Source organism: Photobacterium sp. Alg240-V54 (assembly GCF_900537155.1).
GTDB lineage: Bacteria > Pseudomonadota > Gammaproteobacteria > Enterobacterales > Vibrionaceae > Photobacterium.
This window is the reverse complement of sequence record NZ_UNRL01000005.1, coordinates 200,353-213,817: the sequence shown is the minus strand read 5'-3', so window position 1 is coordinate 213,817 and position 13,465 is coordinate 200,353. Positions and strand designations below refer to the sequence as shown.

The 13,465-nt window shown below is 43.0% G+C and carries 16 protein-coding genes; 3 read left to right on the top strand and 13 right to left on the bottom strand.

The genetic code is table 11. The annotated features are described in order from the left end of the window. From G6R09_RS14490 to fkpA, 9 genes are all read right to left on the bottom strand, one after another. Window positions 1-253: GTP-binding protein (locus G6R09_RS14490; protein ID WP_240345758.1), on the bottom strand; the 253-nt coding region annotated here is incomplete at its 3' end. A gap of 101 nt (window positions 254-354) precedes the next feature. Next, entirely contained in the window at window positions 355-2,460 is a 2,106-nt protein-coding gene (gene fusA, locus G6R09_RS14485) for an elongation factor G (protein WP_163923221.1), read from the bottom strand. 89 nt (window positions 2,461-2,549) lie between these two features. Next, on the bottom strand, window positions 2,550-3,020 hold the full coding sequence (gene rpsG, locus G6R09_RS14480; RefSeq protein ID WP_005371760.1) for a 30S ribosomal protein S7: 471 nt from the start codon (window positions 3,018-3,020) through the stop codon (window positions 2,550-2,552). A gap of 95 nt (window positions 3,021-3,115) precedes the next feature. Then, window positions 3,116-3,490 carry a 30S ribosomal protein S12 gene (gene rpsL, locus G6R09_RS14475; protein WP_004399892.1) on the bottom strand — a complete coding sequence of 125 codons (375 nt, stop codon included), beginning with the start codon at window positions 3,488-3,490 and terminating at the stop codon, window positions 3,116-3,118. A 176-nt stretch (window positions 3,491-3,666) separates the two neighbouring features. Further along, on the bottom strand, window positions 3,667-3,960 hold the full coding sequence (tusB, locus tag G6R09_RS14470; protein ID WP_087854430.1) for a sulfurtransferase complex subunit TusB: 294 nt from the start codon (window positions 3,958-3,960) through the stop codon (window positions 3,667-3,669). Window positions 3,961-3,967: 7 nt separating this feature from the next. Beyond that, on the bottom strand, window positions 3,968-4,324 hold the full coding sequence (tusC, locus tag G6R09_RS14465; protein WP_065169345.1) for a sulfurtransferase complex subunit TusC: 357 nt from the start codon (window positions 4,322-4,324) through the stop codon (window positions 3,968-3,970). 10 nt (window positions 4,325-4,334) lie between these two features. After that, entirely contained in the window at window positions 4,335-4,727 is a 393-nt protein-coding gene (tusD, locus tag G6R09_RS14460; RefSeq protein ID WP_163923218.1) for a sulfurtransferase complex subunit TusD, read from the bottom strand. Further along, entirely contained in the window at window positions 4,724-5,446 is a 723-nt protein-coding gene (locus tag G6R09_RS14455) for a transcriptional regulator (RefSeq protein WP_065169358.1), read from the bottom strand. The genes tusD and G6R09_RS14455 overlap by 4 nt, the downstream gene beginning before the upstream one ends. Before the next feature lie 188 nt (window positions 5,447-5,634). Further along, complete coding sequence (gene fkpA / locus G6R09_RS14450) at window positions 5,635-6,498, bottom strand: FKBP-type peptidyl-prolyl cis-trans isomerase (RefSeq protein WP_163923216.1); 864 nt, start codon at window positions 6,496-6,498, stop codon at window positions 5,635-5,637. Between the two features lie 191 nt (window positions 6,499-6,689). Here fkpA and G6R09_RS14445 point away from each other — a divergent pair, with 191 nt between their 5' ends. Both G6R09_RS14445 and G6R09_RS14440 read left to right on the top strand, forming a co-directional pair. Next, window positions 6,690-7,667, top strand: coding sequence for a WD40 repeat domain-containing protein (locus tag G6R09_RS14445; RefSeq protein WP_163923213.1), 978 nt, complete (start codon window positions 6,690-6,692; stop codon window positions 7,665-7,667). Window positions 7,668-7,677: 10 nt separating this feature from the next. Next, window positions 7,678-7,899, top strand: coding sequence for a SlyX family protein (locus G6R09_RS14440; protein WP_087845635.1), 222 nt, complete (start codon window positions 7,678-7,680; stop codon window positions 7,897-7,899). Window positions 7,900-7,979: 80 nt separating this feature from the next. Here G6R09_RS14440 and slyD read toward each other — a convergent pair whose 3' ends face one another. From slyD to kefG, 4 genes are all read right to left on the bottom strand, one after another. After that, a complete protein-coding gene (gene slyD, locus G6R09_RS14435; RefSeq protein ID WP_060997842.1) occupies window positions 7,980-8,540 on the bottom strand; it encodes a peptidylprolyl isomerase in 561 nt (186 codons plus the stop codon). Window positions 8,541-8,623: 83 nt separating this feature from the next. After that, entirely contained in the window at window positions 8,624-8,833 is a 210-nt protein-coding gene (locus tag G6R09_RS14430) for a YheV family putative zinc ribbon protein (protein ID WP_065169340.1), read from the bottom strand. A 16-nt stretch (window positions 8,834-8,849) separates the two neighbouring features. Next, window positions 8,850-10,655 (bottom strand): glutathione-regulated potassium-efflux system protein KefB, encoded by a 1,806-nt coding sequence (kefB, locus tag G6R09_RS14425; protein WP_163923210.1) that lies wholly within the window; start codon window positions 10,653-10,655, stop codon window positions 8,850-8,852. Then, entirely contained in the window at window positions 10,648-11,223 is a 576-nt protein-coding gene (gene kefG, locus G6R09_RS14420; protein WP_163923207.1) for a glutathione-regulated potassium-efflux system ancillary protein KefG, read from the bottom strand. Before kefG ends, kefB begins: the two co-directional genes overlap by 8 nt. Before the next feature lie 258 nt (window positions 11,224-11,481). On the opposite strand from kefG, the gene G6R09_RS14415 reads away from it, so the two are divergent. After that, entirely contained in the window at window positions 11,482-13,404 is a 1,923-nt protein-coding gene (locus G6R09_RS14415) for an ABC transporter ATP-binding protein (protein ID WP_163923205.1), read from the top strand. Window positions 13,405-13,465 lie beyond the last annotated feature (61 nt).

Below are 13,465 nucleotides of genomic sequence, written 5' to 3'. Positions count from 1 at the left end.
GTCCAGGACAGTCTACGTGTGCGTAGTGACGAGTAGGAGTATCGTACTCAACGTGAGAAGTTGAGATTGTGATACCACGCTCGCGCTCTTCTGGAGCGTTATCGATAGATGCGAAGTCTTTAGCAACACCACCGTACACTTTTGCAAGTGTAGTACAGATAGCAGCAGTTAGAGTTGTTTTACCGTGGTCAACGTGACCGATAGTACCAACGTTAACGTGCGGTTTATTACGTTCAAATTTTTCTTTAGACACGATTGTGTTCCTTCCTAGTTAAGATACGCCCCCTACTAGGTCGGGGACGGCTCCGAAGTTGTGTATTTTATGCGTCAATAGCCATTGACGCAATAATGAAATTAAATACGTTCTGCAATTATTTTATCAGTAACGTTCTTTGGCATTTCAGCATACTCGCTAAACTCCATCGAATAAGACGCGCGGCCTTGTGTTGCTGATCTTAAATCAGTTGCGTATCCGAACATTGCTGATAGTGGAACTTGCGCACGAATAATTTTAATACCCGCGTTGCCTTCTTCCATACCCTCGATCATACCGCGGCGACGGTTAAGGTCACCAACGACATCACCCATCCAATCTTCTGGCGTGGTAATTTCAACTTTCATCATCGGCTCAAGCAATACTGGAGTTGCATCAAGTGCACCCTGTCGTAATGCCATTGAACCTGCGATTTTAAATGCAATTTCGCTTGAATCGGTGTCGTGGTAAGAACCATCAACTAACGTCGCTTTAACGTCAATCATTGGGTAGCCTGCAAGCACGCCACTCTTCATTTGTTCTTCGATACCTGTAGCAACAGCACTAATGTATTCTTTAGGTACGCTGCCACCGACAATTTCATCTACGAATACGAAACCTTCACCTGGCTCTGATGGTTCAAGCTTTAGCCATACATGACCATATTGGCCACGGCCGCCGGTTTCACCCGCCTGACGAATGAATTTACCTTCAACTTTAGTGGTGCCACGAATGGTTTCACGGTAAGCAACCTGAGGTTTACCTACGTTACAGTTGACGTTAAATTCGCGTTTCATACGATCGACGATGATATCTAGGTGAAGCTCACCCATGCCAGAAATTAAAATCTGACCTGATTCATCATCAGTTTCGACGCGGAAAGATGGATCTTCTGCAGCTAGTTTATCTAGCGCAATGGTCATCTTATCTTGGTCTGCTACAGAGCGTGGTTCAACCACAATCTGAATTACTGGTTCAGGGAAATCCATGCGCTCTAGAATCACTTTATGATTTTGATCGCACAGGGTATCACCTGTTGTCGCAAATTTAAGACCAATGGCTGCGGCGATATCGCCAGCACGCACTTCTTTGATCTCTTCACGTTTGTTAGCATGCATCTGAACGATACGGCCTAAACGCTCGCGTTTTTCTTTGATGGTGTTGAAAACAGTATCACCTGAATTAACAACGCCAGAGTATACGCGCATGAAAGTCAATGTACCTACGAACGGGTCGGTTGCGATTTTGAACGCTAGTGCTGAGAATGGTTCGTCATCGCTTGAATGACGCTCAACAGGGTTACCGTGTTCGTCTTCACCTGTAATAGCTTTTACTTCAGTTGGTGAAGGTAGATAATCAACAACGGCATCTAGTACGGCTTGAACACCTTTGTTCTTAAATGCAGAACCACAAGTTGCCAATACGATTTCGTTGTTTAGGGTACGTTGACGCAGACCAGCTTTAATTTCAGCTTCAGTCAGTTCACCTTCTTCAAGGTATTTATCCATTAGTTCATCATTAGCTTCTGCTGCTGATTCAACTAAGTTCATGCGCCACTCATCTGCTAACTCTTGCATGTCAGCAGGAATATCTTCATAGGTGAAACTCGTCCCTTGATCAATATCAGACCAGTTAATGGCCTTCATTTTGATCAGGTCAATTACACCTTTAAATTCATCTTCAGCACCAATATTTAATTGCAGTGGCACTGGTGTTGCACCAAGACGGTGTTTGATCTGCTCGATAACGCGGAAAAAATCTGCGCCCGTGCGATCCATCTTGTTGATAAAAACGATACGCGGAACTTCATATCGATCGGCTTGACGCCATACAGTCTCAGACTGAGGCTCTACACCTGAAGCACCACAGAACACAACTACAGCACCATCTAATACACGTAATGAACGCTCAACTTCAATGGTGAAGTCTACGTGTCCAGGAGTATCAATGATGTTGATTCGGTGCTCGTCGAACTGCTTGTCCATACCGCGCCAAAAGGTGGTCGTTGCAGCAGAGGTGATCGTGATACCACGTTCTTGCTCCTGCTCCATCCAATCCATAGTAGCAGCGCCGTCGTGTACTTCACCAATCTTATGAGATAGGCCTGTATAAAACAGGATGCGCTCAGTAGTGGTTGTTTTACCGGCGTCAACGTGAGCACAGATACCGATATTACGGTAGCGCTCGATGGGCGTTTTGCGAGCCACGATTGTATCCTCTTACTAAGGTGAACCTTAGAAAATGGTTTAGGCACAGCAGGATAACCTGCTGTGCCCAAGCGGTATTACCAGCTATATTACCAGCGGTAATGTGCGAACGCTTTGTTCGCATCTGCCATACGGTGAACGTCTTCACGTTTCTTAACAGCAGAACCTTTGTTGTCAGCCGCATCAAGCATTTCGCCTGCTAGACGCTGAGCCATAGATTTTTCACCACGCTTACGCGCAGCTTCAACTAACCAACGCATAGCTAGTGCATTACGACGTACTGGACGTACTTCTACAGGCACCTGGTAAGTTGAACCACCCACACGGCGAGATTTAACTTCTACCGCTGGACGTACATTTTCAAGAGCTTTTTCAAATACAGCTAGGTGTTCTTCACCAGAACGCTCAGCCATAGTTTCTAGTGCAGAGTAAACAATTTTTTCTGCAGTAGATTTTTTACCGTCAACCATTAGGATGTTAACGAATTTTGCCAGCAATTCTGATTTGAATTTAGGATCTGGAAGGATCTTACGCTGACCGATTACGCGACGACGTGGCATGGATTATCTCCGTTGTCTTCTTCAGGTTATCCAAAACTTTTCAGTTTCTTCAAAATTAAATAATTTTAGTGTTTGGCCTTACTTAACGGAATCCATTAAGACTTAGGACGCTTCACACCGTACTTAGAACGACCTTGTTTACGGTCATTAACGCCTGCACAGTCAAGTGCACCACGAACAGTGTGGTAACGAACACCCGGTAAGTCTTTAACACGACCACCACGGATAAGAACAACTGAGTGCTCCTGAAGGTTGTGACCTTCACCGCCGATGTATGATGTTACTTCGAAACCGTTTGTTAGACGAACACGACATACTTTACGTAATGCTGAGTTCGGTTTTTTAGGTGTAGTAGTGTAAACACGAGTACATACACCACGTTTCTGTGGGCACGCTTCTAGTGCTGGCACGTTGCTTTTTACAACTTGCTTAGCACGTGGCTTACGTACCAACTGGTTAATAGTTGCCATTAAATAGCTCCTGATTGTTACTTTCGTAAGGTGAAAAATCTGCCTCCCAACAACAGGAGGACGCGAAATTTTAGGCATCGCACCTAAAGGTGTCAAGATCTAACCAACGATCAATTAAGTGATCATTTCTTAAACAGTCACTTTTTTGTTCATATATCGTTACTAATAATGGCTTTTTATGCCCATTTCATATGTTGGGCATGTTGTTCAGTGAGAAAAACAAAACCTTTATAATCAATAACATCTAGACTTTTATCACATTTATCCTGCAAACCGCGCGCAATAATGTCAGCTTCCAGTAAATAAATTTTTACGCCAATATTTTTTATTAAATCAAAGTAAATATTTTCGCTTACGGCGACATTTACAGCATCTTCAAGCAATAAGATCTCATCGCCAGGGCAAATAAACTGTAAACATTGTGCCAATGCGTGGCTTTGAAATGGCGAACGGGTCACAGTATGTAACATCGATACCTCAAAAAGTAAGGATCTGACGACAACCATGTAATGTTGTCACCAATTCGGTACGAGGACGGATAATAGCGTCAATTAATAAGTCTTCACGGCATAATCCGCGCTCAGCTAATGACTGCTGACAGACATAAATATTTTCGATGTCGTACAATGGCAACATTTTAAAGGTCGCACTATAGTTACGGCTCAAAATCGCATTTGGCTGCTGATGTTTCACCAGCTGCAATACTCCATCACCAATAAAAAAGACACTCAGTGCTTCGGTATACGCAGAAGCGGCTAATAATGCATCAAGTCCTTCACGACCACTCGTCGTACCGTGAGGTGGTTGACGAAACACAAAGCCTAAGTCACTCACTTATTTCACCTCAAAATTGAATAACACGATCAGTGCTAAGTAAAACCTCAGCCAGACCACCTAACCCTGCTAGTTCAAACTCTGAGGCTAAGTTATGGTTTGGTAATTGATTTTGTTGCGCTTCTTGCTCACTGACAATACCACGGCGTAACGCAGCTGCGACGCAAGTATGTAATTCGACATTATGGGCCTGCGCTAACTGTTGCCATGCTGCCACTAGATCAAATTCATCGGATGCGGGTGCTGTCAATGCATTACCATTTAACACTCCGTCTTGATAAAAGAACACGCGGGTTAAAGTATGGCCGACCTCAATAAGTGTAGATGCAAATTGATAAGCAGAGCGTGCGGCTTGAGTACCATAAGCGGGGCCATTAACAACAATGGCGTAAGTTAGGCTCACTTATCACCATCCTCTGTTTTGCGCTGACGAATATAAAGATAGACAGTGTGCTTAGAAATATTCAATCGATCAGCAACACGATTAATCGCATCTTTAATGTCAAAAATACCTTTATCAAACAACTCCATCACTATCTGACGATTCTTAGCATTGTTAGATACATTTTTATCGGCATTAATTTCTTCAATGGTACGCTCAACGGTTTGATCGACCAATTCATCAACATCACTGGCAAAGTTGACTTTTGATGCGGCTTGCTTAGCTTCATCGGTTGGCATAAACGATTGCAAAATTTGGGTAAATGGCACATCAAGATTGACGTTAATACACAACAAACCAATCACTTTATTATCACCATTACGAATAGCGATAGTGATTGATTTCATCAAATCTCCCCCTTTAGCGCGGGTGAAATATGCACGCGAGAAATTACTCTCTGAATTTTGAATATCACGTAGCGAGCGTAACGCAAGATCGGTGATCGGTGAGCCAACTTTACGGCCAGTATTTTGACCATTAGCTATTTTAATTGCCGAGGTATTTAAATCAGCTAAGGAATGCAGAACAATTTCACAAAATGGTCCAATCAATGCGGCTAAACCATCAACGACAGCCTCATATGCGCGCAGAATATTATCGTCGTGCTCAGAAAAAATTCGTCTGTCAACGATGTCACTATCAACAATTATCTCTGTTCCAAAATCATCTACTGAAATCACGATATCACCTTCCATTTTGCTGCTTATCTACAATGCGATCGCCCTGATCTATCACTACAAGCATTCAATATAATTGATAAAATTTAAAATCTTCTCAGTAAGTTTATCAGATTATTGAACAAAAAAGACCCGACATATGCCGGGCCTAGATCAACTGTTACGCTTTTTTGTCACTAAAACCTGACAAATTACTGCGCTGGAGTTGCTGTCGCTGCTGCTTTTACTGCTTCAATAGCAGGCTGCTTCGCTTGCTTATCACCTTTAATGCTCAGTAATTCTACTTGGAAAACCAAGGTAGAGTTAGCTGGAATGCTTGGATTAGCTTGCGCGCCATAAGCAAGTTGTGGCGGAATAACAAATTCAAACTTAGAACCTACAGGCATTAGTTGTACGCCTTCAGTCCAACCTGGAATCACTTGATTTAGTGGGAACGTTGCTGGTTGGTTACGCTGGTATGAACTATCAAATACAGTGCCGTCTGTTAGCATGCCTTTGTACTGTACTTCAACAGTATCAGTTGCTGCAGGTTTAGGACCTGTACCTTCTTTTTCAATTTTGTACATTAAGCCTGATTTAGTGGTTACCACGCCGGCTTCTTTAGCAAATTTAGCGCGGTACTCTTCACCGACTTTAATGTTCTTTTCAGCGTCAGCTTTTGCTTTTTGCTCAACAATTTTAGCAACACGCTGATCAAGTGACTGTAGCGCTTGTTGTGTTTGCTCTTGGGTCATAAGGCTCTTGCCTGCAAACACATCTTCAACACCTTGAAGTACATCTTGGCGATTAAGGTTTAGACCTAACTCTTTTTGTTGATCAAGGTTAGCTGATAAGTATTGCGCCAGTGATGCACCAATTGCATAAGCTGCTTTTTGATCTTCAGTTTTAAATTCAACTTTAGCAGCGTCTGTTGTTGCAACTGCAGCAGAAGCGGTTGTTTGCTCAACTTTTGCAGGCTCAGCAGGCTTGTTGGTGTCTGCTTTATTATCGTCCTGACAACCCACAGCAAGGAAGATTGTTGCTGCTAATACAGACATCTTTAAAATCGGCTTCATGTATTTCTCCATCAGTCATTGAGGTCATGCCTCACTTTTACACTGTGCTTATTAGTATGAGTATGAAAACAAAATTATATCAATATACTACTACCAGTCTGATTAAGTAACTGTAAAAACTAGCACTGCAGTTATTTAATCAGATTCTTTTCTTTCATCTAGTTACCCTAAACAAGCGGAACCAGAGCTTAATGTACAAGAAATTTTTGTCGGTTAGTCTATTTTTATCTAGTTTTGCCTTAAGCGGTTGTTGGTTGTTTGATTCAGAAATCGAACGTTGGCACTTAGCTCAACAAGGTAGTACCAGTTTTAGCCTTAGTCGTGATGGCCGTTTTGCTCTTGTTAGCACCAAGCTACAAGGTATCGCGCTATGGGATTTACAGCAAAACAAAAAGTTAGCAGATTTTGGTTCTCAAGATCAATATCACAATAGTGTGATAACTAGTCAAATATCAGATAACAATCGTTATGCAATCACCGCAACAACTCAAAATTTTGCAGTCTGGGATCTGGGGTGGTCACAGGCTCAAGGTTTATGGTCAATTGATGATGCTGCCATTCAAGATGTTGCGATTGCCAATAATGGTACTGAGGTCTTGTTGGCATTATCCAACGGCAAAGCACTGTTTATTGATTTGACTGATGGTCGCCGTCTAGAATTTTTAGCTCATCGTGACAACGTCAACAGTGTGGCTCTTTCTGCTAATGGCCATTATGCGCTTTCTGGTGGTAATGATAGCCACGCCTATTTATGGGACACTCGCAGTGGCCAAATAATCTATTCTTTCAAGCATAGCAGCCGTGTTAGCCAAGTCGCATTACAACGCGATGGAAAATTGGCTTTTTCTGCTGATAGCAACAATGATCACATTATTTGGGATTTAACCACAGGCAAAAAAATCACTCAATTAGCGGTAAAATTACGTCAATCGCCACTCTCAAGCGTACGTTTTTCAAATAATGGTCAATGGTTAGTGACAGGAAGTCCCACTCGTCGAGTTGAATTATGGCGTACTGATAATGGTAAAAATATCGGCTCTTGGCGTGCAGAAATATTATCAGGGACTCGACCCGCCACAGCAGTGGTGTATGATGTCGCTATTAGCCCTACAGGTAACATCGTCGCTGGCTCATCCGCTGGTTACGCTCAAACCTGGTCAACCGACTGAAAGATATCCCATGACTGAGATACAACAATTGCAAAGCCGTCTTGATGAACTTGAGATGAAACTCGCTTTTCAAGAGCAAACCATTGATGAATTAAATGATGCGTTAACGAAGCAGCAATTCCTGATTGATCGAATGGAAGTACAACTGAAGTTTATGGTCGGTAAAGTGAAAGGCATGCAAACCTCTAATATGGCTGATGAGTCAGAAGAAACACCACCGCCGCATTATTAAGTCGAGGTTCAGTAGAACAAAAATATCAAAAACAAAAAAGGAAGCCGAGGCTTCCTTTTTTTATATCGCGTTAAGCAATATTAGTGAGAACAGCCACAGCCGCCCTTCTCTTCGCCACCACAACAACCTTCGTCATCGTGATCGCCACAGCCGCCTTCGCCGCCACAACAACCGCCACCTTGGTGTAGGTGACCGTGCTCGATTTCTTCTTCAGTTGCAGCGCGTACAGCAACAACTTCAACGTCAAAACCTAGTGTTTGGCCTGCTAGCATGTGGTTGCCATCAACAACAACTTCGTCGCCGTCAACTTCTGTTACTTCAACAGGGATTGGTCCTTGATCGGTATCAGCAAGGAAACGCATGCCAACAGTGATCTCATCAACACCTTGGAATACATTTGCAGGAACACGCTGAACCATTTCGTCCATGTGCTCACCGTAAGCTTCTTCAGGAGCAACTGTGATTTCAAACTTGTCGCCTGCCACGTGACCTTCTAGCGCTTTTTCCAGACCAGGAATAAGGTTGTTATGACCGTGTAGGTAATCAAGAGGAGCTTCAACTGTTGATTGATCAACAACGATACCTTCTTCAGTTTTCACTTGGTAAGCTAAGCTTACTACTGTGTCTTTAGCGACTTTCATGTTAACTCCAAAATTTAAGCTTGGGGTGATAGTTTTTGTTCCCATATCATACAGGATAATACCATTGAGATGCCATTATCACATTAGTCTGGTTTAAAAATCCCTATCACTTGTTGTTTGGTGGTTGAAGACAGTTGTTCACTCTCTTTCACTGCTTGTGGTAAACGTGTATCCAGATGCTGACACTTGACACACTCAATATGTTCAACATCATTTTGTTGCCACCAGCGTAAGGTATCTACAGCTTGGCAATGAGGACATATTGCTGCTGCAATAAATCGTTTTTTGATCATGCTCATCACTCCTTGATTAATCCCAACCTTGATGGCGCTGTTGCTCACCACGCATTTCACGATCAAAAATATCTTCAAGCTCTTTACGGGCTTCTTTTTGACGTGAGGCTAAGTTAACTTCTTCGCTATGTTGAGGTAGCAGATCTCGCAATGCTTGACTGTCTATTTTGCGAAAGTGTGCTTGAGCACGATTCGCTTTATAGGGATGCATACCCAAAGATATGAGGGCTTGGCGGCCTAAATCAAGGGCACCTTCAAATGTTTCACGTGAAAAGCATTCGACCCCATGGCTTAATAATTGATGCGCTTCAACACGACTGCGCGCGCGCGCCATTAATTTCAATTGCGGAAAGTGTTGCTGGCAAAGTGTTACCACCTCCATCACCTCGGTCGGATCATCGGTACAGATAATCAATGCTTCGGCATTATCGGCGCCTGCTGAACGTAATAAGTCAAGTTGGGTCGCATCACCGTAATAGACCTTATAGCCAAACTTACGTAAAAATTGAATTTGGCTCGGATCGCGTTCTAAAACCGTCACCCTAATTTTATTGGCAAACAGTAACCGCCCAACCACCTGCCCAAAACGTCCAAATCCAGTAATAATCACTCGTGGCTGACGATCAATCACACTTGATGGCGGTTGCTGAACTTGTTCCGCTTTAAAACTGCGGACATACCAACGTTTTTGTAATTGTAAAATCAATGGTGTGGTCATCATTGATAAGCTCACTACCACTAATAATAGTGGCGCTAATTCACCAGCTAATAACCCCCCCGTTTTTGCGGTAGTAAACAATACAAATGCGAATTCTCCACCTTGGCTTAAAATAGCTGCCATTTGACTTCGTGATTTTGAACTCACACCAAATACACGAGCCAATAAATACAACACCCCAGCTTTAATTGTCACGAGCGCAACAACAGCCGCTAAAATTTGTAATGGATACTGCCATAGCAAACCGAGGTTAACGGCCATGCCCACTGAGATAAAAAACAAGCCCAGTAATAAGCCTTTAAAAGGTTCTATTGCTATTTCAAGCTCATGCCGATATTCACTTTCAGCCAATAAAACACCTGCTAGAAAAGCACCTAATGCCATCGATAAACCAAGCATCTGCATGATCAATGCAATGCCGACCACCAGCAATAAAGCTGCAACATTAAATAATTCTCTAACACCACTCATCACCACATAACGAAACAGAGGTCGTAAAAGGAAATGACCGGTAACCAAGAAGGTCATTATCCCTCCTAGCATCCATACCCCATCAAGCCAACTACCGCTATTATTGCCGACCAATAATGGTAATAAGGCTAGCATCGGGATCACTGCTATATCTTGAAATAACAATACTGCAAATCCTGACTGGCCAGTTTCGCTACCACTTAATTGCTGTTCATCGATCACTCGTAATGCTATTGCCGTTGACGATAATGCCAGCCCCATTCCGATAACAATCGCATCACGCCAACTTAGATCAGGAAAAAATCGACTACAGCCTAATGCAATCGTCGCAATAACAATGCTAGTGATCACCACTTGGCTGCCACCCAAACCTAAAATCGGTTTACGCATTTGCCATAACTTTTTAGGGTTAAGCTCAAGACCAATCAAAAACAGTAACAACACCACTCCAAACTCAGAAAAATGCAAAATCGCATCAACATCAGAAATTAATCCAAGTCCCCATGGCCCAATACCGATTCCAGCAATCAAATACCCCAGCACCGAGCCTAATCCCAATCGTTGCGCTAACGGTACCGCAATAATCGCAGCGGCTAAAAAGACTACCATCACCAACAAAAAATCATTATCCATGCTTTACTCCTACGGCTAATGGTAATTGCGGAGCATGCTGATGCGGGTTGACTAACCACTGCCGATAACATGTGGCGTGCTGTTGTCGCTCAGATTCAGGGATCCGCCGCGCCCAGTGCAACACCAATGGCGATAACCATTGCATGCGACAAAGATCAGCGCACAATTCAAATGGTTTTAAAATGTCATCGATACTGCAGCGATTATAACCATCAGGGCTGTAAGCCTCCGCCGCACCACCCGTGGTGATCACTGACCGCCAATATTTGCCCTCAGTGGCTTTGCCTTCTCCATGCGCGAAGCCTTTACTTAATACTCGATCAAGCCACTCTTTAAGTAACGCTGGGCAAGAATACATATACAAGGGGTGTTGAAAAATGATCACATCATGCGCAACCACTAATGCCCGTTCAGCCTCTTCATCAATAAAAAAATCAGGGTAAGTGGCATATAAGTCATGCACTGTGACATGCGATAAATGTTTTATTTCACTTAACAGGGCCTGATTAGCAATTGACTCTTGAGGATCTGGATGCGCAAAGATAATTAATATTTTCAAATCAGTCATATTGTCCTTTGCACGTCATTTAATAAGCCGAGTAACACTAATCTAATCATTATTAGCATTAATTGTTAACTATAATACCTAATTGTTACTCAATATGGTGAGTTAGTTATAATTTCAATTTTAGACAGCTATTCATCACAGTCATGCCAACAGCGGGTTAACTTAGTGTCAGGTTAGCCACTGGTTCAAGTTTGAGTTAGACTCCCGAGCATGATTCCTGTTTAATTTTGTGGAGCGGGCACGTCCCCGGCGCTATCGATGATTATCTTTTCAGATATCCAACTTCTACGTGGTGGTAAAGTTCTGCTTGAAAATGCCACCGCTACCATTAACCCAGGGGACAAAGTTGGCCTTGTGGGTAAAAACGGTTGTGGTAAATCAACCCTGTTTGCATTACTTAAAAATGAACTCAGTTTAGATGGCGGTAATTGTCAGTTTCCAAGTAATTGGGAATTAGCATGGGTAGCCCAAGAAACGCCCGCCCTTGAACGTGCAGCAATTGAATATGTGATTGATGGCGATCGCGAGTACCGTGAACTAGAGCGTCAATTAATTGCAGCGGAACTGGCTGATGACGGCAATAAAGTTGCTGAATTACACGCAAAGATCGACACTATTGGCGGCTATAGTATTAATGCCCGTGCCGCAGAATTATTAAATGGTTTAGGTTTTTCACAACACCAAATGCAGTGGAACTTAACTCAGTTTTCTGGTGGTTGGCGGATGCGTTTAAACCTTGCCCAAGCATTGTTATGTCGCTCTGATCTGTTATTACTCGATGAACCAACCAACCACTTAGATCTTGATGCGGTAATGTGGCTTGAAAAATGGCTTCAAAGCTACCGTGGTACACTAGTGCTGATTTCCCATGACCGTGATTTCCTCGATCCAGTCATCAATCGTATTATTCATGTTGAAAACCAAACCTTAAACAGTTACACCGGCAACTACTCATCGTTTGAGGTCCAACGTGCCGAAAAACTGGTATTGCAGCAGGCGATGTTCCAAAAGCAGCAAAAGCAAATGACTCATATGCAGTCATATATCGAGCGCTTTCGTTATAAAGCCAGCAAAGCACGCCAAGCACAGAGTCGAATTAAAGCCTTAGAACGGATGGAAAAAGTGCTACCGGCACAGCTTGATAACCCATTTACGTTTGAGTTTAGAGAACCCAGCGCACTGCCAAATCCCATTTTGATGATGGATCATGTCGCTGCAGGTTATGATGATTTACTTATTCTAGAAAAAATCCGCTTAAACTTAGTACCGGGAAGCCGAATTGGATTACTGGGACGTAACGGCGCTGGTAAATCAACCTTAATAAAAATGCTTGCTGGCGACTTACCTGCTAAAGCTGGTGATATGGCATTCTCGCAAGGGGTTAAAATTGGTTACTTTGCTCAGCACCAATTAGAAACCTTATACCTTGATGATACCCCTGTGCAGCACATGGCACGTATTGCACCCAATTCTACTGAACAACAGCTGCGTGATTACTTAGGCAGTTTTGGTTTTATTGGTGATAAAGCGCTAGAGAAAGTAGGTCCGTTTTCTGGTGGTGAAAAAGCCCGCTTAGTATTAGCACTGATTGTATGGCAACGCCCTAACCTATTGTTACTCGATGAACCGACTAACCACCTTGATTTAGATATGCGTCAAGCGCTGACCTTTGCATTGCAATCTTATGAAGGCGCGATGGTTATTGTTAGTCACGACCGTTACTTGCTTCGCGCAACAACAGATGATTTGTATCTGGTTCATGATCGCCAAGTAGTGCCTTTTGATGGTGACTTAAACGATTACCACAAATGGTTAAGTGAGCAGCAACGTAATGAGCGTCGTGAGCAACAGGCTGCCAAACCGGATACCAATAAAGACAACAGCGCAGCTTCACGTAAAGAACAAAAACGTTTAGATGCTGAGTTCCGCAAACAAACGGCACCGATTCGTAAAGAAATCACCAAGCTTGAAAAGCAAATGGATAAGCTTAACGACATCATTACGGCAGCAGAAACGGCATTAAGTGATAGCACTATTTACGAGCCAGAAAACAAAGCACAAATGAATGAACAACTCAAACTCCAAGGCAATGCTAAAGCGGATCTTGAAGACATTGAAGTGGCATGGATGGAACTGCAAGAACAATTAGAAGAGATGGAAAATCAGCTTAACGCTGAGTGATCATTTAACGCCGGAGTGATATTTTATTGCTGCGGCGTTTTTATTTGAATCAAGGATATGA